Genomic DNA, 23,205 nt, shown 5'->3' on the forward strand with positions numbered 1-23,205 from the left:
CATGCGCACCTCCTCTTGGCGTTCCATGCTGCGGTCGCCCCTCGTGCTGATCGTGGCCCTGGTGACGGTGTGGTTCATCGCCACGTTCCTGATCTTTCCCAACGCCACCCTCCTGATCGGCACGTTCTTCCCCGACGGCCAGCTCAGCTTTCGCGCGTTCGAGAAACTGGTCAGCTCAGAGCGGGCCATGAACAGCCTGTGGCACAGCTTTCTGCTGGCCGGCACGCTCGCCGTGACGGTGAACGTGGTGGGTATTTTCATCGTGCTCGTCACCGATTATTTCGCCATTCGGGGTGCCCGGATACTGTGGCTCGGCTACGCGACAACCCTCATTTACGGCGGCATCGTGCTCGCCGCCGGGTACAACTTCATCTACGGTCGTTACGGCTTCGTCACGAACGCGGTGGGCAACTGGTTTCCCGACATCGACCGTGACTGGTTTTCCGGATATTTCGCCGTCGTGGTCGTGATGACTCTCGCAACGACCACCAACCACATGCTTTTTCTTGGTTCGTCACTCGCCAAGATCGATTACCAGACGATCGAGGCGGCCCGGAATATGGGGGCGGGAACCCTGCGCATTCTGTGGCGGATCGTGCTGCCGGCCCTGCGCCCGATGATCTTCGCCGTGACGGTGCTCACGTTCCTCACTGGACTTGGTGCGCTGACCGCTCCGATCGTGCTGGGCGGTACCGACTTTCAGACGGTTGCCCCGATGATTCTGACGTTCTCGAAGAGCAGTAGCTCACAGGATCTGGCCGCACTGCTCGCCATCATCCTGGGCCTGGCCACGATCGTGCTGCTGGCCATGATGAACCGGGCCGAGAAGTCCGGGGTGTATTTTTCTGTCGCCAAGGTGGCCACGCCGCTCCAAAAGCAGAAGATTCCCAATCGGGTCACCAACGGCGTCGTGCACGTGCTTGCCTATGCCTTGTTCGTGGTCTACGCGACGCCGGTACTGCTCATCGTACTGTTCTCATTTCTCGACTCGACCGCCATTCTGCGCGGGATGATCACCTGGGATGCATTGACCCTCGACAATTACGCAACCGTTTTCGGCACCCCGTCGGTACTGCGCCCATTCATAGTGAGCGTCGTCTACAGCGCGCTGGCTTCGGCGATCGTGGTACTGGGCATGTTGTTCGTCGCAAGGGTGTTACAGAAATATCGCAACCCAGTGACCGGGTTGCTCGAATACCTCCTCCATATCCCGTGGATCCTGCCCACGATCCTGATCGCGCTCGCGCTGGTCATGACGTTTGACCGGCCGCAAGCGCTCGTCGGCGGCCAGGTACTCACCGGCACCACCAGCCTCCTCCTGCTGGCCTACATCATTGTGAAGATCCCGTTCACCCTACGGCTGCTGAAAGCGGCGTTCGCGTCGGTGCCAGAGTCGCTGGAAGACGCCGCGCGCATTCTCGGAGCGGGATCAATGTTCACCCTGCGCAAGGTTCTCTTTCCCCTCGTAATCCCGACCGCAGCCGCGATCACGGCGCTCAACTTCAACAGCCTGCTCGACGACTATGACGCCGCCGTGTTCTTATACCACCCGCTATACCAACCATTGGGAATCGCGATCAAGGCCAGCACCGAGGGCGAAAACAACCTGGATTCGATGTCGATCACCTTCGTGTACACCGTGCTCCTGATGATCATCATGGGCCTGGCGATGTACCTCGTCTACGGGCGCAGCGGAGCCGCGACGCGACGCGCCCGCCGCCGCGCAAGCCGCAACTGATTCCTCCAACCGATACCTCGGCACGTTTCAAGTTGTGCGGCCGAGGTGGCTTGTGAATTCGTCCGACGCCACGGTCTGTAGCGTGTGATGTTCGGTAACGATCGTTCGCACGACACTCCCAGCGCGCTGCTTTAGTCGGCGCCGGGGGAGTCGGATCGAAGGGTCCGGATCCGTTGCCCGGGCGGTCGCGTGTGTTCCCTGGGATGGATGGGTGGTCGGAATCCTCACCCTGCGCGGGTGCGGTACCTTGGTATTGCTCGACACCTGGGGGAACTGTTCTCGTCGTCGCCCATAAACATCACGTTTCATCACACCACTGGACCACGTCACCCGGCGTCAGGGCATACCCTTTCGGCATGAAGCACGAACTGACCACGCTGCTGTCGCGGCTACCGCAGGAGCCGCTGCCCGCCACAGACCAGCCATTCTGACCCGTGCCAGCGAATCCGATGGATCTCGACGTCAGGTGGAATCACGGGGCGCCGCCGTTCCGGCGCTCCACGGACCCGCTCATCCAGACCCACTGGATTGACGCGAGCACCATCGTGCTCAGGCAGAGCATGGCCATCAACTACGAAGCCCCCTTCCTCTATCTGATGTTCGGCGAGGCCCGCGCGCTACTGCTCGACACAGGAGCGACGTCCGACCCTGCGTCGTTCCCCCTCCGAGAGCTGGTCGACCGGCTGTGCAATGAATGGCTTGCCCAGCATCCACACGATGACTACGAACTAGTGGTTGCACACAGTCACTCCCATGGCGACCACATCGCCGCCGATGGGCAGTTCGCAGATCGACCACGTACCGTCCTAGTTGGGCACGCGCCGAGCGACGTCGCCGAGTTCTTCGGACTCATCGACTGGCCCGCTGGGGAGGCGCATTTCGAACTCGGTGAGAGGCGGCTGGCGGTCCTTGCCATCCCCGGTCACGAAGCCTCGTCGATCGCGATCTGGGACCCCACCACCGAACTACTCTTCACGGGTGACACGGTCTACCCCGGCCGGCTCTACGTGCACGACATCGCCGCATTCCAGGACAGCGTCGCCCGGCTCCTCACCTTCTCAAAGCTCCACCCAGTGAGTCGAGTCATGGGAGCCCACATCGAAATGTCGAACCGCCCTGGCCGCGACTATGCACGCAGCGTCGCCTACCATCCCCACGAAGCGCCGCTCCCGATGACCGTCGACCAGCTACGAGCGGTGGTCACTGCCACCCGCACGGTGGCCACCCGTCCCGGCGCGCATCGCTTCGACGACTTCGCGATCTTCAACGGGCCGTGCGAATCCGAAATGGCACGACAGGAGCTGCGCGCCAGGATCCGAAGGCTCTGGCCATTCTGACCCCGGCGCGCTGCGAAATGTGCGCACCCGGGCCACTCAGTACAGGCACCCCAAATACGGTTCTGATGGCCTTCTTTAGGTCGCTGTGGGCGTCGAAGATGACGAGCCTGACACCGTCCAGGCCGCGGAATTTCAATGAGCGCACTACGTTGACAATCCAACGAATTAAACCCCGGAAATTACACCACCCAGGGGACGCAACCGTGCGTTGGCGCGTCCCGCCCGCTGGTGGGGCCGCGTGGTCAGCGCGCCGAGTACCCGCCATCGACGAGGTGGTAGCTGCCGGTGATGAAACTCGCGTTTTCTGACAGCAGGAATATGACCAGGTCGGCGACCTCATCCGCCGTTCCCAGTCGGCCGATGGGGTGCAGGCCTACCAGCCCGTCGTACGTTTCTTTGGGCAGGGTGCTGAGCAGTGGAGTGTCGATATAACCGGGGCCAACGGCGTTGATGCGGATGCCCTTGGTCGCGTACTCGAGGGCGGCCGCCTTCGTCAGTCCGACGACGGCATGTTTTGCTGCGACGTACGATGAGGCGTTGAGTTCACCGTTGGTGCCGAGGACGGACGACACGTTCACGATGGAGCCACCGCCCGATTTCTCGATGGCGGGGATTTCGTAGCGAAGGCTGTAGAGGACGCCGTTCAGATTGACGTTGATGACCTTGTCCCAATCGGAAAGGTCGAGTTCGCCGACGGGGGCTGGGGCCGGGGCGATTCCCGCGTTGTTCACCGCGAGGTGAAGTGCGCCGTAGGTGTCGATCGCGAACTGTACGGCAGCATCCGCTTGCGCCGGAACGGTCGTGTTCTGCTCGACTGCTGCGGCGGAGTGCCCGGCGGCCGTGATGTCTTCGGCTACCTTCAGCGCGGCGTCGAGCCTGAGGTCACTGACCACGACCGACGCGCCTGCCGAGGCCAGCTTTCGTGAGATGGCCGCCCCGATGCCGGAACCGCCGCCCGTGACGAGTGCCACTTTTCCCTGAAAATCAGTCATCGTGTTGTCTCCTTGTTGCTTGTCTGAGCTATGCATTCGCCACCCTACTCGGGCCAGCTCACCGAGGGCTCCGAGGCGCACGGCCACTGAGCGGCTGCAGAGCGGCGTCGCCGGCGCCTGAAAACCAGCGGCGATCACACGGGCCTGCCGTGCAAGACCCTTAGGAACACAGTCGGCCAGTTATCGGAGAGGGTCTCCGATAACTAACCGACTCGACCGTGAGCCGGTAGCCGCAGACCTGCCGGGGTCACCCCGCAAAACCCGATCGAACTAGGCCGCTACCACGGCGCAGGGGAGTTGCTCACGAGTTATCTTCGAGGATAAGTTGTGCCGCGTGCCAGGCGAGAGCCTGAGTCGGGGCATTGTTGTTGCCCGATGGCATGTGTGGGAAGACGGACGCGTCAACGACTCGGAGTCCTTCCACCCCGCGAACACGAAGCCGTGCGTCGACGACGTCGTCGTCATTGGGTCCCATCGCGCACGTGCCCAGCGTGTGGTAACCGGTTCCGCCGCGGTTAAGTGCGTTTTCGAGTATCTGCTCATCCGTTGTGTAATCAGTGCCAGGGAGGGTTTCCTCTCGCACGAGTCGACTGATCGGACTCTGGGCCATGATTTCGCGCCCCTTCCGTGCCCCGAGAACGACCAGGCGGCGGTCGTGCTCGGTTTCGAGGAAATTCGCGATAACCGTCGGCTTGTTCGACGGCAAGTTGCCGGTGATGTGGATGGAGCCGGTGCTCGTCGGGCGAAGCGGATACGTCAGGAACATCATTCCCGGGTTTTTGTCGACCTTGACTTTGCCCGAGGTCAACGATGCCGCCGCAGTGGAGATGGGTGTGAAGAATCCCTGCGTGTCCGGCCGGTCGGATTTCGGATCCGACTTGTAGTACATCAATACGTTATAGCCACCGAACGACATGACGCCGTCACGTTGCATCAGATACTTCGTGCCGGTGAGCACCTGCCGAGATACGTTGGAGAGCTGCTTGTTGTACCCGTCTGCGCCCTGCATCGAGAATTGAAAGCTGGTGCCGTGATGCTCGTGCAACCGTTCTCCGACGTTGGGGCTGTCCACGACTACTTTCACCCCGGCGGAACGTAGCTGATCTGGATCTCCGATGCCGGAGCGTTCGAGGAGAAGCGGAGTGTCGAGCGAACCGCCGGCCAGGAGCACTTCTTTACGGGCGGAGTAGTCGACCGTCACGCCCTTGCGCTCAACGCGCACGCCGGTGGCACGCTTCCCATCGAAGAGGACATATCCAACCTCCGAATGGCTTAGCACCGTCAAGTTGGGGCGCTGCCGAACCGGATGTAGATAGGCTTCCGCAGCGCTGACACGCAAGCCGTTCGCGATGTTCGACGATACGTATCCGACGCGCTCATTGTCGCTCCCGTTCAGGTCGTCTTCCCGGTTCATCCCGAGCTTCCCTGCGGCGTCCATGAAGGCCTCACTGACTTCCTCGGGCGGCGAAGCCACGGAAATCCCCACGGGACCGCCGACGCCTCGAGTATTCGACGCGCCAAGTGCGTGGTCTTCAATGCTCTTGTAGGCACCCACAAAGGTGTCCCACCCCCAACCAGGATTTCCCGCCGCTTCGATCGAGTCGTAATCGGGCTTCCATCCACGATTCCAGACCATGCCGTTCACCCCGGTGGAACCGCCGATCATGCGACCGCGCGACCACTGCTCTACGGAACCGGTTCCAAACGGTTGAGTGGCGAACTTCTTCGTATATTTCGGGTCCGTCATCGTGAAATAGAACCCCTTCGGCACGAGAATCACCGGACTACGATCGGAGCCTCCAGCCTCAAGCAGCAACACCTGATTCGCGGGGTCCTCGCTCAACCGATTGGCCAGGACACATCCCGCTGCTCCAGCGCCGACGATAATGTAGTCAAAATTCATGCTGAACTTCCTCTTCTTTGTGGATGATCAACGGACGCACCGATTCATGCGTCGAAGACACTTCATTAATTACACTCAGTGTTCTAATTCAAGTATTGCCAGAGAGTAGGGTCGAGTCAATGGCTACCCCCGACATCGCAGAGAGTCGAGGGCGAGGACGCCCCCCGACAGTGTCAGTGGATGCCGTCGCCGAGATCGGTCTTGGCCTATTTTTAGCAAACGGCTTCGACGAGACAACGATGACCAACATCGCCAGCGCCGCTGGCATCGGACGCAAAACCTTGTTCAACTACTTTCCGAACAAAGCCGACATCGTCTGGAACCGTTTCAACCGGCAGCTTGAAGACCTCACCAATGCGCTGGAGCATGCTCCCATCGACATCGTCAGCACCGATGCGGTCGTAGCAGCCGTACTCTCCGGCCTGCACACCCATCCCGCTGTTCTGCCCATCATGCGCGCCGAAGTCACCCTCATCCAGGCAGTTCCGTCCCTACAAAGTTACGCGTACATGCAGGGTCGACCCTGGCGGGATGCCATCACCCGCTTCATCGCTGACCGAGAGGGACTCGACCCAGATGACACGTTGCCGGAAGTTCTCGGCCACGGCTACTGGCACGCCATGTTCGTCGGTTTCCGCAAGTGGCTCCACTCAGGGCAATCGTCCCCCTTGCCATATGTGGAAACCGCCCTCCGGGACTACTCCAGAGCCCTACAAGCCGCATTCGCACACGAAAAGACTCAATAAAGCTGTTGCATCTTTCGGGAGGCGGCCAGTTGCCCGCGGCTCGAGCTGGCTCACCGCCGATCGGTGGCACTCGGCTGCCCCGTGCCGGCGGTGGGCCATGGAGCCGCACCACCGCCGAACACAGATTTTAGGCGTCTTTCAGGTCGATGCCCTTCGTTTCCTTCATGATGAAACAGGCGATCCCCGTGCACGCGCAGAGAACAATGATGTACACGCTGGAGAGCCAGCCAACATCCAGCGAGTTTAGGAGGGCATTTAAGTAGGGAGCGGTGCCGCCGAACACAGCCGCTGAAATGGAATAGGCGAAACCGATGGCCCTGGTGCGAATTCTGGTCGGAAAATTCTCAGAGAGGATGGCCGAAAGCAAAGCACCGGGTATGGCGACGATCACTAGAGCGATCGCCGAGGCGAGCAGGAGCGTCCACCCCGCCGAACCGATCATGGCAGTCAGGGGGAGGGAAAGCGCCATCATGAGAACGGCGAAGATCAGCATCATCGGGCGCCGACCGACTCGGTCGGAAACCCAGCCCCAGAGCGGCAGAGTTGCCAGGGCGATCAACTGGGCCGTCAGAGTCATCCAGAAGGCGGTGCCCGAGTCCATGCCTTTCTGGGTGATCGCGTACGTGGAGGCGTACGAGGTCCAGGTGTAATGAGCCGCTGTCACCCCAGACGTCATGGCGATCATCAGCACAATTGTTCGGGCAACCTGAGCTTTCGGGAGCGGGGCCGGCTTTTCGGTGCCGGCCGTGTGGTCGTCGAAGACCTCACTCTCGCCCATGTTGCGTCGCATGTAGAGAGCTGCAAGGGCGAGGAAAGCGCCGAGGATGAACGGGATACGCCATCCCCAGGCCGCCACACTGTCGTCGGGCATGATGCTGGTCACACCGCCAGCGACACCGTAGGCCAATACAGACCCGCCGAAGATGGCGATGAAGACGGCGCTGCCCCAGAGTCCGCGATGGCGCCGCGGCGCAATTTCGGCCACGTAGGTATAAGCGGTAGCGGTTTCTCCGCCGTGCGCAAACCCTTGAATGACCCTGACCGCGAGCAGCAGGAATGACGCCCAGGCGCCGGCATTCTGATACGTCGGCATTACAGCCATGGCCAGGCTTCCACCGGCCATCATGAGCATTGTTGTGACCAAGACGAATTTGCGCCCGCGCCGGTCGGCGACCAGGCCGAAGACGATGCCGCCAAGCGGTCGCATCAAGAAGCCGACGGCAAATACTCCCAGAGTGGAGAGGAGTCCGGAGATGGGATCTTCGGGGTTGAACATGGCAGCGGCGATGAACGGCGCAAAGACCGCGTAGGCGCTCCACTCATACCATTCGAGAACGTTGCCGAGAGTGCTGGCGATCAGGTCCCGCCGTTTCGACCGTTCGGCGACGCCGGTGGTTCCTCTGGCCGTGTCGTTGTCGGTCTCGTCAATCTGGGTCATCAGAAAAGGCTCCTTTGCCTCAAGGTATTCACGTCAGTGCACCCCAAGCGGGATGTCGATGGATCGCAAGCCGGACGACTTTGTCGTGCGGGTAGATCCCGCAGGGGAATGGGTTCAGGATGCGACGGTTGAGCTGACGCCGGCAAAGTGCCGGGCACCGTCCAGTAGCCTCGGGACGCCTTCTTCCAGCGAGGGGCCGAAGCCGGTGTCGCCCGGTCGTTCACCCTTGAGCCAGCGGGTGTAAATGGCTTCGCAGAAGATGGATGCCTTCCACAGTGCCAGCGTCTGGTACCAGGGCAGCGCATCCAAATCCACATGCATCCGCTCGCGGTACCGCGAAATGAGCTGATCGCGGGTGAGATATCCAGGTTCGCGGGTCACGCTGGTCAATTCGAGCGGCGTAGGAAAACTTCCGGGTTCCGAGTAGGTTGCCGTGAGATAGCCAAGATCCGCCAACGGGTCACCCACCGTGGCCATTTCCCAGTCCAGAATGGCCATCACGCGTGCCGGGGACGACGGTTCGAACATCAGGTTGCCGGCCCGGAAGTCGCCGTGGATCACTGTGGCGGCCTGGCTGGTGGGAATATTGCGTTCCAGCCAGCCGCCGATGCTGACGACCGCGGGCAGATTCCGGGTGGTGTTCACCTCCCACAGGGCAGAAAAGCGCTGGACCTGTCGCTTTAGGTAGCCTTCCGGGCGCCCGAACGCGGCCAGTTCTCCGGCGGAAACATCCACCTGATGTAGCTGCACCAGCGTGTCAACAACGGCGGCGCTGGTCGCCTCGCGCTGTGCCATGGTGCCGAGGTAGCCGGGGATTCGATCGGTGATAACGGTGCCGCCCAGGAAAGACATGATGTAAAAGGGAACACCGAGCAGCGACTCGTCTTCACAAATGGCGAGAATTTCGGGAACCGGCACCCCCTGTTTTCTAACCAGCTGTTGGATCCGAGCCTCACGAACCATGTCATGGGTGGATCGCGGCAGGGGCGGACGGGGGCCGCGGCGCAACACAAACACCTCGATGCCGCGCTGGAGACGATAGGTGACATTGGACTGGCCGTCACCAATCCGACACCAGGACAGCGGCCCGAAACCGAGCCCGTTGGCATCCATGAACTTTTCGACTGCGTCAAGGATGAGAAGCGGCGGCAAGCCCAGCCGCGCTGCGTCGGCGTGGTTGGCGACGACTTCGACGCCGTCGGGAGCGGTGTGCATCAACGGATTCCTGCCAGCTCAGTGTTGAGATCAGCGCCGTGCAGATCGGAGCCGTGCACGTCGGCCAGGTACGGCTCGCCCGCATCGACAGCCCGCTTGCGCGCCGCCGAGGCGCGTCGGGAGATGGCCCATTTATGGGTTTCGTTGGCGCCGTCGTAGATCCGGAACGGGCGCACCTCGTTTAGGTAGGAGGCCAGGGGGAGCCCGTCTGAAACACCGTCGCCGCCGCAGAGCTGGATGGCGCGGTCGACCACCCGGAAGATCGCTTCCGAGCAGTGCACCTTTGCGATAGATGACATCGCGGATCCGGCCCGTGGATCCGTTGCGAGCAGCGCGGCGGTCTTCTCGATGATGGCATCGGAGGTTTCGATGTCGATCACGGACTGGGCGATCAGTTCCTGGGCAAGGCCCAGGTTCTTCATTGGGGAGCCGAACATTTCGCGGCGCTCGATTCGGTCCAGCGCAATGTCCAGCGAGCGCCGGGCCAGTCCGAGCCAGCGCATGCAGTGTGTGAGACGGGCTGGGCCAAGGCGCACTTGGGCATATTTGAAGCCGAGTCCGACGGCACCCAGTACCGCATCATCCGCCACAAAGCAGTCGTCGAGATAAATGTGGGGATGACCGCCAGCGATGGCACGGTCCATGGTGTGGATGCTTTCGCCGAGCCGGATGCCTGTGTTGTCGAGATCAACCAGGAACATGGTGGCACCGGTCGGAGCGTCTCCGACAGCCTCGGTGCGGGCCATCACGATGCAAAAGGCTGCGCCGTCGGCGCCACTTGTGAATCGTTTGTGACCATTTATGGACCATCCGCCGTCGACCTTTGTCGCCTCGGTGAGCAGGGCGGCCGGATCTGAACCGGCGCCAGGGTGCGGCTCGGTCATTCCGAAGCAGGACCGCGACGTGCCGGCGGCCAGGGGCACAAGGTAGCGCTGCTTCTGTGCCTCCGTGGCGATCAGATTTAGCATGTGCATATTGCCTTCGTCGGGCGCCATGCAGTTGAGCGCGGACGCGCCGATCGGGGAATATCCGGCCTCTTGAAGGATCGCGGACCAGTGCTGAATGGGGACGCCCTGGCCGCCGAATTCCTTAGGGACGTGTGGGGCAAAGACATTGGCGGCCTTTGCTGCTGCTTGGAGTCGGTCCCGGGTGGACTGGCCCAGGCGCTCGCCCGGCCTCGGCTCGGCGGGAATGACCGTGCTGCGGATGAATTCGCGGGTACGGATTCGCAAATCTTCGATATCGGCGGGCAGTGACTCGGTGCTCATTGTTCTATTTCCTTTCGCGGCCGGGGCCGATGAGTGGGGGTGTTAAGCGGTGCCGCCGGCCGCGAGCAGGCCGCCATCAAGGTTGATGACCTGACCGGTGATCCAGGCCGAATCTGAGGACGCGAGAAAGGCAACGGTGGCGGCAATATCCTCCGGGTTGCCAAGGCGTCCCAGAGGATATCTCGCGGCCACTTCCGCCTCCTTGCCTTCGTAGAGGGCCTGAGCGAATTGCGTCTTGACCACCGCCGGTGCAACCGCGTTCACTCGTATCTTCGGTCCCATTTCGACGGCGAGGGTGCGGGTCAGATGCGCTATTGCGGCCTTGGTCACGCCATAGAAACCGATGCCCGGTGCCGGTGTCTGCCCGGTGACCGAAGACACGTTAATGACGGTACCGCCGCGGCCGGCGAAATCCAGCGCGACGTGGCGGTAAGTATCCTGGATCCAGGCCAGGGTGCCGAAGACGTTCACCTCGGTGATCTTGCGCGCGGCGGACAGATCTAGATCCATAACCGAGCCGTAGACGGGGTTGATGCCCGCATTGTTGACGAGGACGTCCAGCTGGCCGAATGTTTCGGCGACGGCGTTGAGCACCTCGACGCGGTGGTCCGGATCGTGGGCTTTGCCGGCGAGGGGGATCACAGATCCTTTCGGAAACTGGGCGGCCGCATCGTTTAACGCCTCGGCGTTACGGGCGGTGATACAGACCCGGGCGCCCTCCGCCACCAGCCGCAAGGCGATGGCCAGTCCGATACCGCGACTGGCGCCCGTGACGATGGCCGTCTTGCCCTCAAGGCGGTGCGCTTGGATGGGTTGTTCGCTCATAATTTGTCTTTCTGGGACGGTACGCCCTGGGCTGCCGTGTTTTCATCACGGAGCTCCTGGCGGCGAATTTTTCCGGTCTGTGTCTTGGGTAGGTCGTCGATGATGTGGACGATGCGGGGGTACTTGTAAGCTGCGAGGCGCTCTTTGGTGAATGCGATGAGCTCGGTTGGAGTGGCCGATAGACCTGATTTCAGGGACACGAAAGCGACGACGGTTTCGCCGCGGTAGTCATCCGCCTGGCCAATCACAGCGGCCTCATGGACTGCGGGATGTTCATACAGCGCGTCCTCGACCTCGCGGGGCCAGACCTTATACCCGGAGACGTTGATCTGGTCTTTGAGCCGGTCCACTAGATAAATCCAGCCTTGTGCGTCGATGATGGCCACGTCGCCGGTGCGGAACCTGCCTCCGGGCATTGCGTGGGAGGTGGCATCCGGATTATTCCAGTAACCCGGGATAATTTGGGGACCAGATAATTCCAGCTCACCCTGGGTGCCCGGGGGAACGGATTGACCATTCTGGTCGATGACTCTGGCTACAACGAGCGGTAACGAAATGCCGATAGACAGCGTGCCGCTGGAGGCGTCGACCGGCGCTTCGGCACCCGGAGGAACGGCAATTACACCGGACGTGCTTTCGGTTAATCCATAGGCATTGTGGATGTAGACGCCGAAGCGCGTTTTGAAGCGTTCCACGGTGGCCGGCGGGATTGGCGCCCCGCCGGAATACAAAGTCTTGACGGCGGCAAAATGGCTGGCATTGGCATGCGGAAGCGCCAAAATCGCGTTAAACACGGTAATCGAGCCGATGGTATAGCTGACCCTATGCTCGGCGAAGGCCTCCAACACGACATCGGGGTCAAAGCGGCCCGTAAAAACCAGGGTTGTGTCGGTGAATAGAGAGATCGCAGCGTTAATTACGGCGCCAGTGATATGAAACAGTGGGGCCACGGCCATGACGACGTCACCGGGGACCAGCCGTGCAAATCGGGCAAACGTCGTGGCGACGGCCAGGACGTTTTCGTGGGTGTTCATGGCGCCCTTTGGCGGCCCGGTCGTACCAGAGGTATAGGTCAACAGCGCCACGTCGTCGCGGGTCAGATCAATGTCAGCGGGTCGCAAGCCGTCGAATTCGCGAATGAGAGCCGCGACGTCCCCATCAACCGAAGCCACCGGACGCGCCGTCATGTCACAGCTACGCGGATCGTTTCGGGTTTGAAAGTCACGTGCAGAGGTGCTGATGAGCCAGCGAGCCGTGCCTCCGGCAAGCGTTTGACGAGTTTCCGACACAGCGGTATCGGCACAAATAATACCGATTGCACCCGAGTCGTCAACGAGGCGACGCAGTTCTCGGCGTTTGTACATGGGGTTCAGCAGCAGTGCGGTCGCCCCCAGTTTCCAGAGGGCCAGCAGGGCAAGCGCGTAGTGGGGGGTGTTCTGGAGGTAGATGCCCACCCGTGCACCGCGAATTGTGCCGCGGGCCACGAGCGCTACAGCGAGAGCGTCGGAGGCACGGTCGACTTCGGCGGCAGTCATCCTGCCATCGAAATAGCGTAATGCGACGCGCTCCGGATTGGCGGCGACGCGGGCCTTCCACGCCTCTACGGTCGACTCGTACCGCAATCCTGCGTGTACTTTCCTGCTCAGCAGGTCTGGTGCGGTCTGAGAATTCTCTCCGGTGTTGATCCCAGAACGACTCTGTACGGACGAGCCGATCTCACAACGGTTGGTCACAGATGAACGAGCCACGGCAGCCGCCCCCCTCCGGCATCGTCGCCGGAATTGACTTTACTAACTCCTACCGAGCGATCGCTCGGTAGGAGTTAGTCTGGAGTAGACGTCATCATCTGTCAAGACAGACAATGGCAATCTGGCATTAACAGGTGAAGGAGTATTCGTGAAAGTTGAGACTGCGAAAAAAGTCGAGGATGCGGCCGCGTGGCGCAAATACTCCGAAAACGTGCTGCCACCCCTGCTGCAAGCGGCTCTCGATAGCTTTGTGGAGCACGGATATCACGGCACGACAATTCGCACAGTGGCCGCTCGGGCCAAGCTCTCCGTACCGGGCCTGTATCACCACTACGCCTCCAAGCAGGCACTGCTCGTGGCGATCGTTCAGTTTGCGATGACGGATTTATTGGTTAGGAGCGAAGATGCCGTAGCGGAGGCAGGTTCTTCGGTGGAGGAACAGTTTCGACTTCTCATCGAATGTCTGGCGCTCTTTCACGCTCATCGCAGTGAGCTCGCCTTCATTGCGGCAAGTGAGATCCGAAGTTTGGAAGGCGAGTCGCGAACGGCGCACATCAAATCCCGCGATAAACAGCAGCAAATGGTGGACGACATCATCAATCAGGGTATGCGGGAGGGGGTCTTTGACGCGGAGCATCCCAAGGACACCAGTCGAGCCATCGTTACTATGTGTACCGGTATTGCGCAGTGGTACCGCCGTGACGGTGAGCTTTCGCCCGAAGAGCTGGCCGTCAGGTACGCCAACATCGCCCGGATGACTTTGGGTGTTGGCCCAGGCTCTCGAAGAGAGAGTGTGCTCACTGCGCCCACGCCTGTGCTAACCGATGCGCGAGGCAGGCCAGACCGCGGCTGATCCAAGTACGGGTGGGCCTCACGGATCCGCGATTCGCGCCTGTCCTTGCGTCGCTCACTGATCGCGCCCGAGCGAATCACCGCCCCGCGTAAGTCCGCCTACTCTGCGAGGGAACCCGTAGCGTATCGAGCGCTTACAGTGCTTTATGTCGGGGCGGCCGACGCTGACAGAATTACAACACTGAGCGCAGCCCTTACCGTGAAGGCTGGTTACAGCGACATTCTTGCCACCCGAGGGGATCGTCGAATGGTTCGCGCGAGCTCCGCACCTCATCGGTACGCCGGACCTCGTCGCGGAGGTCGAGGCCGTCGTCGCCTCGCGCGGCTCGATTCTGTTAATCCTCTCACTCGGGCTCGACTTCGAGTTCTCTGGCGGTGTGCCGAAGGTGCCGCCTGTCCCGGCCGGTGCCGTCGCGGAAGCCCCTTACTGCAGGAAAATGCCGCGCCTCATCCAGAGGAGGGGGCATTTTTCGTGGTTTGGCACCGCGCTGAAAGTTAGAGCCTTGCCAACAATTCCGCCTTTTTTTGGGCTGAACTCTTCGTCGGTGAGAACACCCGCTGTTCTCAAGTCGACCAGCTTGGAAAGCTGCACTGTCACGTCGGCTTGGGGTGCTGCTGCTCGGGCAGGAGCAACTGCTGCCAAGTCCTGCGCCGTTTTTGACGGGTGCGTGCCCAGTATTAACTTAGTTAGGACGCTCTTGACCTGCGCCGCCTCGGCATGGGAATCACAGAGGTCGACGGTATTTCCTGAAGTAATCACTGATACTTTCGTGTTTATAAACCCATCTAACGACGTTGTGACGCCTCACAGGCTCTTGACGGGGATCATTTCCGTGCCACTGTTGCCGTTCTTGAAACCCGCGTGTGCTTCGCATTTGGAAGGGCTACAGGTCGCCATAGCGGTAAACGTAAACTGCCTGAGGAGCAGAAGGAAAAGCTCCTGGACGAAGTCCCCCAGCGCGGCGAACGCGCCGCCGCGCAGATCGCTGCACTCGTCAGCGTCACCAGATTCACGGTATACCGAGCAATCCAACGAGCCGTCGACGGCGCAGAAGCATAGGCAAAAGTCGATCTCAACATTTCATAGTTCTATATCTTAAATTAATGATGAAATCATTGACCTCGGTCGTGAAAGGGACCAAAGTTAGGTCGATTGAGTCTCACTGACGAGACTCGGAGATTGGGAACCATGACTCGAAACAGAGTTCACGCCCGCCGCGCTGCGCTAGGTATGGCCGTTTGCGTTAGCGCGTTGCTCGCGCAGGTGGTGGCACCGTCGCCGGACTTAGCGCAAGCATTCCAGCCGTCGACCAAGGCTGCCGTCGTGCAGTACCTGCAATCCATCACGGGTACGGGCATCGTCTCTGGACAGCACAACAAAGAGCCAGCGAGCGCCCCGGGGCAGTACACCCAGCAGGTGAAGGACATCACAGGCCAGTATCCCGGTCTTTGGGGTGGCGATCTATTCTTCACCGCGCCCGATGCGGCTAATCGGCAGCTGGTCGTCGACCAGGCTAAGAGGGAGTGGGCCAATGGATCCCTCGTGACTCTCGCGTGGCACGCCTGCTCACCAACGGGACCGAGCACGTGCAATTTTGAGGGGGGAGTGAAGACTTCCATCTCCGATGCGCAGTACCTGCAGATCGTTACGGGAGGGACCGCGCTGAACGCCACTTGGCGGCAGCGGATGGCCGAGGTGGTGCCGTACCTGCGACAGCTCAAGGACGATGGCGTTCCTGTTCTGTTTCGGCCGTTTCACGAGATGAACGAGACCTGGAATTGGTGGGGTGGTCGGCCCGGTGTGAATGGCAGCTCGAAGATCTATCAGCAGATGAAGGATTACTTCGATTCGCAGGGACTTACCAACCTGATTTGGGTCTGGAACGTTCAGGACAATCCGCAGGGCGGTTGGTCGAACTACTATCCAGGCAATTCGTATGTGGATGTTGCTTCTCTCGACGTCTGGTACAAGAACTACCCGAGCTCGAGCGATTACCAGCAGATGCAGTCAATTGCCGGATCAAAGCCAATAGCGGTCGCGGAGATGGGGAAGGTTCCGGACAGCGCCTTGCTGGAGAGTCAGACACGCTGGTCCTACTTCATGATCTGGTCCGAGCAACTTCGCGGAAATAACACGAATGCGGAGATACAGAGCACCTACTTTCACCCGCGTGTTCTAAACCAGGGTGAGCTGACACTTCCATAACGTGTTGACTGGGCGAGGCCCCAGACCTAACCGGTGGCGCTCGCAAGCAGGGAGGTCACCAGGCCGGTGCCCTCCCTGTCGTCCATCCAACGGGTGGCGGAGTGTCAACGGGTTGTAGCGAGCGTGATACTCCTTGGGTGGTGGATCAGATGTGGTCGGTGGATTAGGGCCGCCGCGCCGATCAGTGGGCCGTCGCTTGCTAGACCCGATGAGTTGATCGAGACGTCGCGGGAATAGTCGAAGATGGCATGATCACGCGCCGAGTTGCGGACGATGTTCAGGTAAGCAGGGGAGACATTGAAGAACCCTCCGCCAATGGCGACTGCTTCGAGGTCGAGCAGTGTGGCGACGTTCGCGATGGCACGTCCCACTGCGGTGGCCGAACGATGAATTGCGGCGATCGCGGTGGCGTCGCCGGCTGCTGACGAACGCCCAAGGTCCTCACCAGTCTGTCCGGTCCATCCGTGCCTTTGGGCCCAGTCGACACTTTTGAGCCCCGAAGCGATGCCTTCTAGCGTTCCGCCGTCCGATGTCCCGTCGTCAGAGCGGTCGAGGTGGATCTGTCCGATGTGGCCGGCGTTGCCGGAGCGGCCAAAAACTATCCGGCCGTCCAGCATGATGCCGCCGCCAACACCGGTCGAAACGACGATGCTCATGGACGATTCGGTCCCACGCGTCGCACCGATCCAGTGTTCGGCGAGTGCGAGGCAGGTTCCGTCCAAGCGGAGTTCGATAGGACGGTCGGGGATAAGGTCCTGAACGAAAGCTCGGACTTCAAAGCCGTGCAAGAGGGGTAGGTTCTTCGGGAGGATCCTTCCTGCGGCTAGATCGATCGGGCCTGCGGATCCGATCCCTACACCGACGATCACCGCATTGCCCAACCTCGCCGTCGACGCGGCGAAGCAGACCTCCAAAGCGCAGCCGAGGTCGTGCGGAGTAATATCCCGGCCGGTCGGGAGGCGATGCCGGGTATCGGCGACTATGCATCCGTCATCGTCGACGAGGGCGGTCTCGACCTTAGTCCCGCCGATATCGATTGCTAGTGCCAGTTGGTTGAGCATCGGAGTTCCTTGATTTAATGACTTATCCGGGCGCGCGAGGCCTGGCGGTGGCAAGCACCTGCCAGACCTCGAGTGACGGGCTTTTCTAAGTCCAGTCGGCCACGAGCTGGTTGGCGGTGCGCAGCACCCGGTCGGAGACCAACTGCTGGGCGTCGATAGGGCGGTCGGTGGTGACATGGAACACGACGGACTCACCCGGAAGCAGGGTGATGAGTTGATCGTCAACGACTGCCTCCGGGTCGACCTTGTCGACTAATAGGGAGATGTCGCGGACGAGGTTGTCCGCTTTTACCGTGACGTCCACACCTCCGTCGACGATCTCGACGGCGGTGGTCAGACGGGCGGGTTCGAGTGCGGAGTCGCGGTATTCGGCGAAGAACCAGAACGCACGCGTCGCACCGAGGTCAACGACCAGCAGTTCGTCGTTGGCGTCGCCGGGAGTCCTAGTCGCTGCATCGATCGTGACCGTCGCTGCGGAACGCGCCTCAACTCGCACGTCCTGCCGGTTCTCTGCAAGGACGGTCCCGTCGAATTTGAGGCGCCGGATCACGTACTCGCCGTCCCAGTCCTCGGCGCTGTCGTTGACGGCGACGACGGCGAGGGAGTCTTGGCGCGGCTGGACTGTCAGCAGTCTGTCTTCATACGCGTGTTTGAGCGCGTACAGCAGGGGCTTGGCGACACCGTAGCCGTCGACGGCGGCCCAAGAGGTGACGGGCCAGCAGTCGTTGAGCTGCCACACCACGGAGCCCATGCAGCGAGGGCTCTCCGATCGCATGTGCTCGATTGCGAGGGTGACCGCGAGCGCTTGGTTCAGAGACATCGCCCAGTGCCAGTCTTCGGTGTCATCCGGGAGAGGCAGGTGCGCGACTAGCCCATCGGTGAGTTTGTCGTTGCCATCCGTTGCCTTCTGGTGATGAATCATCCCGGGGGACTCCGGCGTGAGGGGGTTGTCGGAAATCGATCGCTCAATACTTGACCAAGATGCCGGGCCCTGCCAGCCAAACTCGGCCACGAACCGGGCGTGGATGTCGCGGTATGCCGGGTAGTCGACTCGGTTCCACAACTCCCACAGGTGGACGGAGCCGTGGTCGTAGTCATTTGCGAGGATCTTCGTGTCGCCCGACCAGGGGCTTCCCGGCGTGTAGGCGCGGCCCGGGTCGAGTTCTGACACGAGGCGGGGAAGGAGATCAAGATAGTAGCCCAGCCCCCAGGTTCGTCCCTGCAGGCGCTTGGCCCATCCCCATTCTTCGTATCCCCAGATGTTCTCATTGTTGCCGTTCCAGAGGGCGAGGCTCGGGTGCGGCATGATGCGCGTCACATTGTCGCGCACCTCGGCCTCAACCTCGCTCCAGAGTGGTTCCTCCTCGGCGTACGCCGCGCAGGCAAACAGGAAGTCCTGCCAGACGAGGATGCCACGTTCGTCGCACAGGTCGTAGAAGTCGTCGGACTCGAAATAGCCGCCGCCCCAGATGCGCAGCAGGTTCATGTTGGCGAACTCGGCCTGGTCCATTCGCCGTGCCAGCCGGGCGCGGTCGACGCGCGTGATGAAGGCATCATCCGGGATCCAATTTGCCCCCCGGATCCAGACGGGTTCGCCATTCACGACGAATCGGAATGAGGTGCCCTCGTCGTCGGGATCGAGTTGGACCGCGATAGTGCGGAAGCCGACTCGAGTGGTCCAGCTGTCGACAAATGCGCCGTTGACGCTCGCGTCGACGGCCAGGTGGTAGAGCGGCTGGCCGCCGTGACCACGTGGCCACCACAGGTCGACGTCGGCGATGGTGACGTCGATGGTTGCAGTCGTGGTCCCGGCCGGGATAGTGGAAGCGAAGGTCTCTCCGGCGATAGCTGCGGTAACAACCACTGCCTCGTCACAGGCGCGGTCGATGTCAACGTTCACGCTCACGCGTCCAGTCGATCCTTCAACGCTCACCACTGGACGCACGGTGGAGAGCCGCGCCGTGCTCCAAGCGTGCAGGGAGACTGGCTTCCAGATGCCGACCGATGCCGAATCCAGCCCCCAGTCCCACCCGAAGTTGCAAGCGGCTTTGCGGATGGCATTGAACGGGTGGGAGTAGGTGTGCGGGCGGTAGCCGAGGGCGAGGCTAGCGCGGTCGGCTTCGGCGACAGGGGAGGCGAAGAATACGGAGAGCTCGTTCTGTCCATCGATGAGGACTTCGTGGACGGGGATCCGATAGGTGCGGTGCTGGTTGCGGGTAGTCGCGATCCGGTGCCCGTTAAGGGTGACCGTTGCGATGGTGTCCAAGCCCTCGAAGACCAGTTCATGACGGTCGTGCGCATCTGCGGACCAGGCGAACATTGTGGTGTACTCCCAGTCGCTTTCGCCGATCCAGGTCACCTTCTTCTCGTTTTGGTCTAGGTACGGGTCAGGGATCAGGTTTGCCTTCAGGAGATCTGTGTGCACCAGTCCGGGAACGGTTGCGGGGATCGACTGGCCGTCTATGGAGGCGGGGATAGGACCGCGATGTGCGCGGACGCTCCAGCCGTCGTGCAGGGGGCGCACAGTCGCGCCGGTGATGTTCAGATCCGGAATGGTGTTAGTCACTTGGTGGCTCCTGAGGTGAGTCCGTTGTAGATGAAACGCTGGAGAAAAAGGAAGGCGATGAGGGTGGGAACGATGACGAGGATGGTTCCGGCGGCGATGACCTCCCACTGCGCCCCGAACGGGCCCATGAACCGAAAGAGAGAGGTGGAGATCACGCCGAGGTCCTGAGAAGGCATATAGAGGAAGGGGATATAAAACTCGTTGTAAACGGCAATGCCTTTGATGATCACGACTGTCGCCACTGCGGGCTTGAGCAGCGGCAGAATGATCCGCCAGTAAACAGTGAATCGGTTGGCCCCGTCGAGCATCGCGGCTTCGTCAAGGGAGATCGGAATCGACTGCATGAATTGCAGGAAGATGTAGATCGCCACGATGTCGGTGCCGGTGAACAGCAGGATGGCCGACCAGCGGGTGTTGAAGAGATCCAATGCGTTAATGACTTGAAATGTCGCCACCTGAGTGGTCACGGAGGGGACGAGGGTCGCCAGTAGGAACAGTCCAGACACCAGGGAGCGGCCGCGGAATCGGAACCGGTCGATGGCGTACGCAGCCATGGTGCCGATGAGCACGGTGCCGGTGATCGAGATGACAAGGATGATTCCCGTGTTCACGAATCCGATGATCATGTCGCCCTGGGTGAACGCGATGACGAAGTTGTCGAAGTTTAACCAGTCACTGGGCGGTACGAGTGGACCCGTCCCTCGGTATTCCTCGGACGTCTTGAAGGCGAGCATGAAGATCGTGCCGATCGGGATGAGCGCGAACAGGCAAGCCACGATGAGGGAGGCGTACTTGCCGATCGTGCCCACGGCGGCGCCCGCCGGCAGGCGCCGCCGGGAGGTCGTTATAACCGGGCTGGAAGACGCAGGAAAGTCGCCGACGGGCATACCCGTGACGTCAACTTCGCGGGGTTGGGTGCTAGTCATTCCTGGTCCGCTTTCTCGTCGGGGAAGACGCGTCGTTGCACTGCGGTGATGATGAGGACGATCGCTAGGAGAACGACGGCCATCGCGGAGGCGAGACCGACCTTGGAATAGCGGAAGGCGGTGTCGACGGTCTGGATGACGAAAGTTTCTGAGCCGTTGGCGCCGCCAGTCATGATGTACGGCATCTCGAACGCCGACAGGGCACCCGCGATCGCGAGGATGAACGATAGTCCCAGGATGCGCCGGATGCTCGGCACGATGATGTACCGAAACTTATGCCATGAACTTGCTCCGTCAAGGTCGGCCGCCTCGTACTGCTCTGCCGGGACCGATTGGATCGCGCCGAGGAACAACACGAAGTTCAATCCCATATACCGCCAGACCGAGGTAGCAGCCAGGGAAACGTTGACAACGGATGGGTCGCCGAGCCACTGCGGGGTCTCCTGCACCCCGAATGCGCCGAGGACGGCGTCTAGGGTTCCGTCCGGGCGGAAGAAGTAGAGAAACATCAACCCGATCGCGACTCCATTGATGAGATAGGGGAAGAAGATGACGCCCTTGAAGAAGTTGCGGAAGCGTGTTTGGAAGCTCAACAGGGCCGCAAAAAAAAGTGCGAGGCCGAGCTGAGCGATGGCCCCCGCGAGGTAGAAGAGGCTGACGAAAAACACTCGGAAGATCTCCGGGCGGGTGAAGATCTCGATGTAGTTGTCGAGGCCGACAAGAGTCTTCTCCGGATCCAGGCCGTCCCAGTCAGTGACGCTGTACCAGAACATGTTCGCGACCGGGATGTAGGTCAAGACGAAGAGGAACGCGAGCGGCACCGCCAGGAACAGCCATGGCATGATGCGTCGGCCGGTGAGTCGCTGTTTGCGGCCGGGACGAATCGGTTTGCTGGCCCCGACCTCGAGAGGAGGGGCGTCAGTGATCGCCATGACGATCCTTTCGGCATCTGAGTGGATGCGGTTGAAGATGGGGGAGGGATGGGCGGCACACTAAAAAGCGTGCCGCCCATCGGGTCGCTACTCGGAGATTGTGGCGCGGGCTGTGGCCCAACGTTCGTTCAAATCATCGAACAGGGATTGCTTGTCGCCGTCTCCGGCACCGCGGGCGGCGTCGATGATCTTCTGGCGGTACGAGTTGCCGAAGAGGTCGATTTCAGCCTCGTTTGCGATGTCCGTGATGACGGCCTCCTTGCCGACAGGGTCCGGTGCGAGTTCGAGGTACTCCACGCCCAGTTCGGTGAAGTCGGAGAGGGTGTCGGGCGCGTCCGCGTCGATGACGGGGCTGATCGCGCCCTGGCTAGCGGCGAATCCAGACTCGTCTGTGAACCAGTCGACCCAGGCGCGAGCGGTGGCCTTGTTGTCAGAGTTCTTGTTGATCGCGAGGAACTTGTCCGAGGCGGTCACTGAGGTGAATGTGCTGTTCTGAGCCCAGGGCATCGGCCAGAATCCGATGAGGTCACGCGACTCGCCGGCCTTTTCCGCGGCATCCTGCATCTGAGCGACGGCCCACGAGCCGAGAATCATCGAGCCGATTTCGCCGGTGGCGAGGAGGTCTTTGGATTCTTCCCAGTTCGTGGTCGTGGGGTCGTCTTCGCTGTAGCCAGCGGCCACGGTGTCGTAGAGCAGCCCGTCGATGTTGTACTGGTCGTTGCCCTCTGTCCAGGGGGCATCGTCTGCGATCATCTGGCTGCGCACGTCCGCGCCCTGGACGGTCCCGAGATTGCCCTCAATAGTCGCCAGGGGCCATCCGTCCTTGTAATTGGTGTAGTACGGCGTTACGCCGTTTTCCTTGATCTTCCCCAAAGCCGTCAGGTACTCAGCTTCCGTGGTCGGGGGAGAGGTGATGCCGGCAGCGGTCCAGACGTCACGGTTGAACACGTAGCCCATCGCGGAGCCGAAGGTCGAGATGCCATAGGCGGTGCCGTCGAAGGAACCTTCGTTGGTGAAGCGGTACTCCTTGGACAGCTCGTCCGTGGAGCCGAGGGGCTCAAAGTAGTTCGCGTATTTGTCTTTGGTGACGTTTGAACTCGGGATGAGCAATACGTCGCCGTAGTCCTTGGAGTTCAGGCGAATCTTGGTGTCGCCTTCGTAGTCGGTGAGGGCCTCGAATTTGACGGTGGTTCCCGGATACTTCTTTTCGAAGGTCGCGGCGTAGTCGGCGAAGGTGGTGTCGACGAGGTCGGTGCGGTTGGTGAGCACGGTGATCTCGCCGGCTGGTTCGCCGGAGTCGTTGGCTGCGGAGTTGCCGGCGCATCCGGACAGGGCCAGCGCGGCGGTCACCGCGATGGCGGTAGCGCCCATCAGCGCGGTCCGGCGGATGTGTTGCGTGTGTTGCACGATTTTCTCCTAGGTTTGTCGTCGCCGCCATTGGCGACCGGGTGT

The 23,205-nt window shown here is 61.2% G+C and carries 18 protein-coding genes and 1 pseudogene; 5 read left to right on the forward strand and 14 right to left on the reverse strand.

The window, feature by feature from the left end; genetic code table 11:
- The first annotated feature begins 1 nt into the window (after position 1).
- Positions 2-1,738, forward strand: coding sequence for an ABC transporter permease (locus tag E3T39_RS07200; protein ID WP_134514045.1), 1,737 nt, complete (start codon positions 2-4; stop codon positions 1,736-1,738).
- Between the two features lie 434 nt (positions 1,739-2,172).
- A complete protein-coding gene (locus tag E3T39_RS07205; RefSeq protein WP_198416100.1) occupies positions 2,173-3,075 on the forward strand; it encodes an MBL fold metallo-hydrolase in 903 nt (300 codons plus the stop codon).
- 52 nt (positions 3,076-3,127) lie between these two features.
- On the opposite strand, the pseudogene E3T39_RS16400 reads toward E3T39_RS07205, so the two are convergent.
- The 3 genes and pseudogenes from E3T39_RS16400 to E3T39_RS07220 all read right to left on the reverse strand — a co-directional run.
- A pseudogene (locus E3T39_RS16400) lies at positions 3,128-3,220 on the reverse strand (transposase); the annotation flags it as partial.
- A gap of 97 nt (positions 3,221-3,317) precedes the next feature.
- Complete coding sequence (locus E3T39_RS07215) at positions 3,318-4,067, reverse strand: SDR family NAD(P)-dependent oxidoreductase (protein WP_198416101.1); 750 nt, start codon at positions 4,065-4,067, stop codon at positions 3,318-3,320.
- A 301-nt stretch (positions 4,068-4,368) separates the two neighbouring features.
- Entirely contained in the window at positions 4,369-5,970 is a 1,602-nt protein-coding gene (locus E3T39_RS07220) for a GMC family oxidoreductase (protein ID WP_134514048.1), read from the reverse strand.
- Between the two features lie 170 nt (positions 5,971-6,140).
- On the opposite strand from E3T39_RS07220, the gene E3T39_RS07225 reads away from it, so the two are divergent.
- The gene (locus tag E3T39_RS07225) at positions 6,141-6,716 is read left to right on the forward strand and encodes an acyl-CoA-like ligand-binding transcription factor (RefSeq protein WP_166784078.1); all 576 of its coding nucleotides are present in this window, start codon (positions 6,141-6,143) and stop codon (positions 6,714-6,716) included.
- 127 nt (positions 6,717-6,843) lie between these two features.
- Here E3T39_RS07225 and E3T39_RS07230 read toward each other — a convergent pair whose 3' ends face one another.
- From E3T39_RS07230 to E3T39_RS07250, 5 genes are all read right to left on the reverse strand, one after another.
- Positions 6,844-8,154 carry an MFS transporter gene (locus tag E3T39_RS07230; RefSeq protein ID WP_134514050.1) on the reverse strand — a complete coding sequence of 437 codons (1,311 nt, stop codon included), beginning with the start codon at positions 8,152-8,154 and terminating at the stop codon, positions 6,844-6,846.
- Between the two features lie 114 nt (positions 8,155-8,268).
- Entirely contained in the window at positions 8,269-9,369 is a 1,101-nt protein-coding gene (locus tag E3T39_RS07235; protein ID WP_198416102.1) for a phosphotransferase family protein, read from the reverse strand.
- Positions 9,369-10,637 carry an acyl-CoA dehydrogenase family protein gene (locus E3T39_RS07240; RefSeq protein WP_134514052.1) on the reverse strand — a complete coding sequence of 423 codons (1,269 nt, stop codon included), beginning with the start codon at positions 10,635-10,637 and terminating at the stop codon, positions 9,369-9,371. Before E3T39_RS07240 ends, E3T39_RS07235 begins: the two co-directional genes overlap by 1 nt.
- A gap of 42 nt (positions 10,638-10,679) precedes the next feature.
- On the reverse strand, positions 10,680-11,462 hold the full coding sequence (locus E3T39_RS07245; protein ID WP_134514053.1) for an SDR family oxidoreductase: 783 nt from the start codon (positions 11,460-11,462) through the stop codon (positions 10,680-10,682).
- Positions 11,459-13,210 carry a class I adenylate-forming enzyme family protein gene (locus E3T39_RS07250; RefSeq protein WP_198416103.1) on the reverse strand — a complete coding sequence of 584 codons (1,752 nt, stop codon included), beginning with the start codon at positions 13,208-13,210 and terminating at the stop codon, positions 11,459-11,461. The genes E3T39_RS07245 and E3T39_RS07250 overlap by 4 nt, the downstream gene beginning before the upstream one ends.
- 148 nt (positions 13,211-13,358) lie before the next feature.
- On the opposite strand from E3T39_RS07250, the gene E3T39_RS07255 reads away from it, so the two are divergent.
- Entirely contained in the window at positions 13,359-14,063 is a 705-nt protein-coding gene (locus E3T39_RS07255; RefSeq protein ID WP_134514054.1) for a TetR/AcrR family transcriptional regulator, read from the forward strand.
- A 423-nt stretch (positions 14,064-14,486) separates the two neighbouring features.
- On the opposite strand, the gene E3T39_RS07260 is transcribed toward E3T39_RS07255, so the two are convergent.
- On the reverse strand, positions 14,487-14,822 hold the full coding sequence (locus E3T39_RS07260) for a hypothetical protein (RefSeq protein ID WP_134514055.1): 336 nt from the start codon (positions 14,820-14,822) through the stop codon (positions 14,487-14,489).
- Between the two features lie 429 nt (positions 14,823-15,251).
- Here E3T39_RS07260 and E3T39_RS07265 point away from each other — a divergent pair, with 429 nt between their 5' ends.
- Positions 15,252-16,268 carry a glycoside hydrolase family 26 protein gene (locus E3T39_RS07265; protein WP_134514056.1) on the forward strand — a complete coding sequence of 339 codons (1,017 nt, stop codon included), beginning with the start codon at positions 15,252-15,254 and terminating at the stop codon, positions 16,266-16,268.
- Between the two features lie 104 nt (positions 16,269-16,372).
- Here E3T39_RS07265 and E3T39_RS07270 read toward each other — a convergent pair whose 3' ends face one another.
- The 5 genes from E3T39_RS07270 to E3T39_RS07290 all read right to left on the reverse strand — a co-directional run bounded on the left by E3T39_RS07270 (position 16,373) and on the right by E3T39_RS07290 (position 23,160).
- On the reverse strand, positions 16,373-17,251 hold the full coding sequence (locus E3T39_RS07270; protein ID WP_241979592.1) for an ROK family protein: 879 nt from the start codon (positions 17,249-17,251) through the stop codon (positions 16,373-16,375).
- Between the two features lie 163 nt (positions 17,252-17,414).
- Complete coding sequence (locus tag E3T39_RS07275; RefSeq protein WP_241979575.1) at positions 17,415-19,895, reverse strand: glycoside hydrolase family 2 protein; 2,481 nt, start codon at positions 19,893-19,895, stop codon at positions 17,415-17,417.
- Positions 19,892-20,821 (reverse strand): carbohydrate ABC transporter permease, encoded by a 930-nt coding sequence (locus E3T39_RS07280; protein WP_241979576.1) that lies wholly within the window; start codon positions 20,819-20,821, stop codon positions 19,892-19,894. Before E3T39_RS07280 ends, E3T39_RS07275 begins: the two co-directional genes overlap by 4 nt.
- Complete coding sequence (locus E3T39_RS07285) at positions 20,818-21,753, reverse strand: carbohydrate ABC transporter permease (protein ID WP_134514058.1); 936 nt, start codon at positions 21,751-21,753, stop codon at positions 20,818-20,820. The genes E3T39_RS07280 and E3T39_RS07285 overlap by 4 nt, the downstream gene beginning before the upstream one ends.
- An 87-nt stretch (positions 21,754-21,840) precedes the next feature.
- Positions 21,841-23,160: an ABC transporter substrate-binding protein gene (locus E3T39_RS07290; RefSeq protein ID WP_241979577.1), complete on the reverse strand. Its 1,320-nt coding sequence runs from the start codon at positions 23,158-23,160 to the stop codon at positions 21,841-21,843.
- Between the last annotated feature and the right edge of the window lie 45 nt (positions 23,161-23,205).

Source organism: Cryobacterium suzukii (genome assembly GCF_004403185.1).
Lineage (GTDB): Bacteria > Actinomycetota > Actinomycetes > Actinomycetales > Microbacteriaceae > Cryobacterium > Cryobacterium suzukii.

Excerpts from the sequence above, each read along its gene's own strand:
- E3T39_RS07265 (WP_134514056.1), top strand. The coding sequence starts at position 15,252 with ATGACTCGAAACAGAGTTCACGCCCGCCGCGCTGCGCTAGGTATGGCC.
- E3T39_RS07220 (WP_134514048.1), bottom strand. The coding sequence starts at position 5,970 with ATGAATTTTGACTACATTATCGTCGGCGCTGGAGCAGCGGGATGTGTC.
- E3T39_RS07200 (WP_134514045.1), top strand. The coding sequence starts at position 2 with ATGCGCACCTCCTCTTGGCGTTCCATGCTGCGGTCGCCCCTCGTGCTG.
- E3T39_RS07235 (WP_198416102.1), bottom strand. The coding sequence starts at position 9,369 with ATGCACACCGCTCCCGACGGCGTCGAAGTCGTCGCCAACCACGCCGAC.
- E3T39_RS07230 (WP_134514050.1), bottom strand. The coding sequence starts at position 8,154 with ATGACCCAGATTGACGAGACCGACAACGACACGGCCAGAGGAACCACC.
- E3T39_RS07245 (WP_134514053.1), bottom strand. The coding sequence starts at position 11,462 with ATGAGCGAACAACCCATCCAAGCGCACCGCCTTGAGGGCAAGACGGCC.
- E3T39_RS07285 (WP_134514058.1), bottom strand. The coding sequence starts at position 21,753 with ATGGCGATCACTGACGCCCCTCCTCTCGAGGTCGGGGCCAGCAAACCG.
- E3T39_RS07280 (WP_241979576.1), bottom strand. The coding sequence starts at position 20,821 with ATGACTAGCACCCAACCCCGCGAAGTTGACGTCACGGGTATGCCCGTC.
- E3T39_RS07240 (WP_134514052.1), bottom strand. The coding sequence starts at position 10,637 with ATGAGCACCGAGTCACTGCCCGCCGATATCGAAGATTTGCGAATCCGT.
- E3T39_RS07215 (WP_198416101.1), bottom strand. The coding sequence starts at position 4,067 with ATGACTGATTTTCAGGGAAAAGTGGCACTCGTCACGGGCGGCGGTTCC.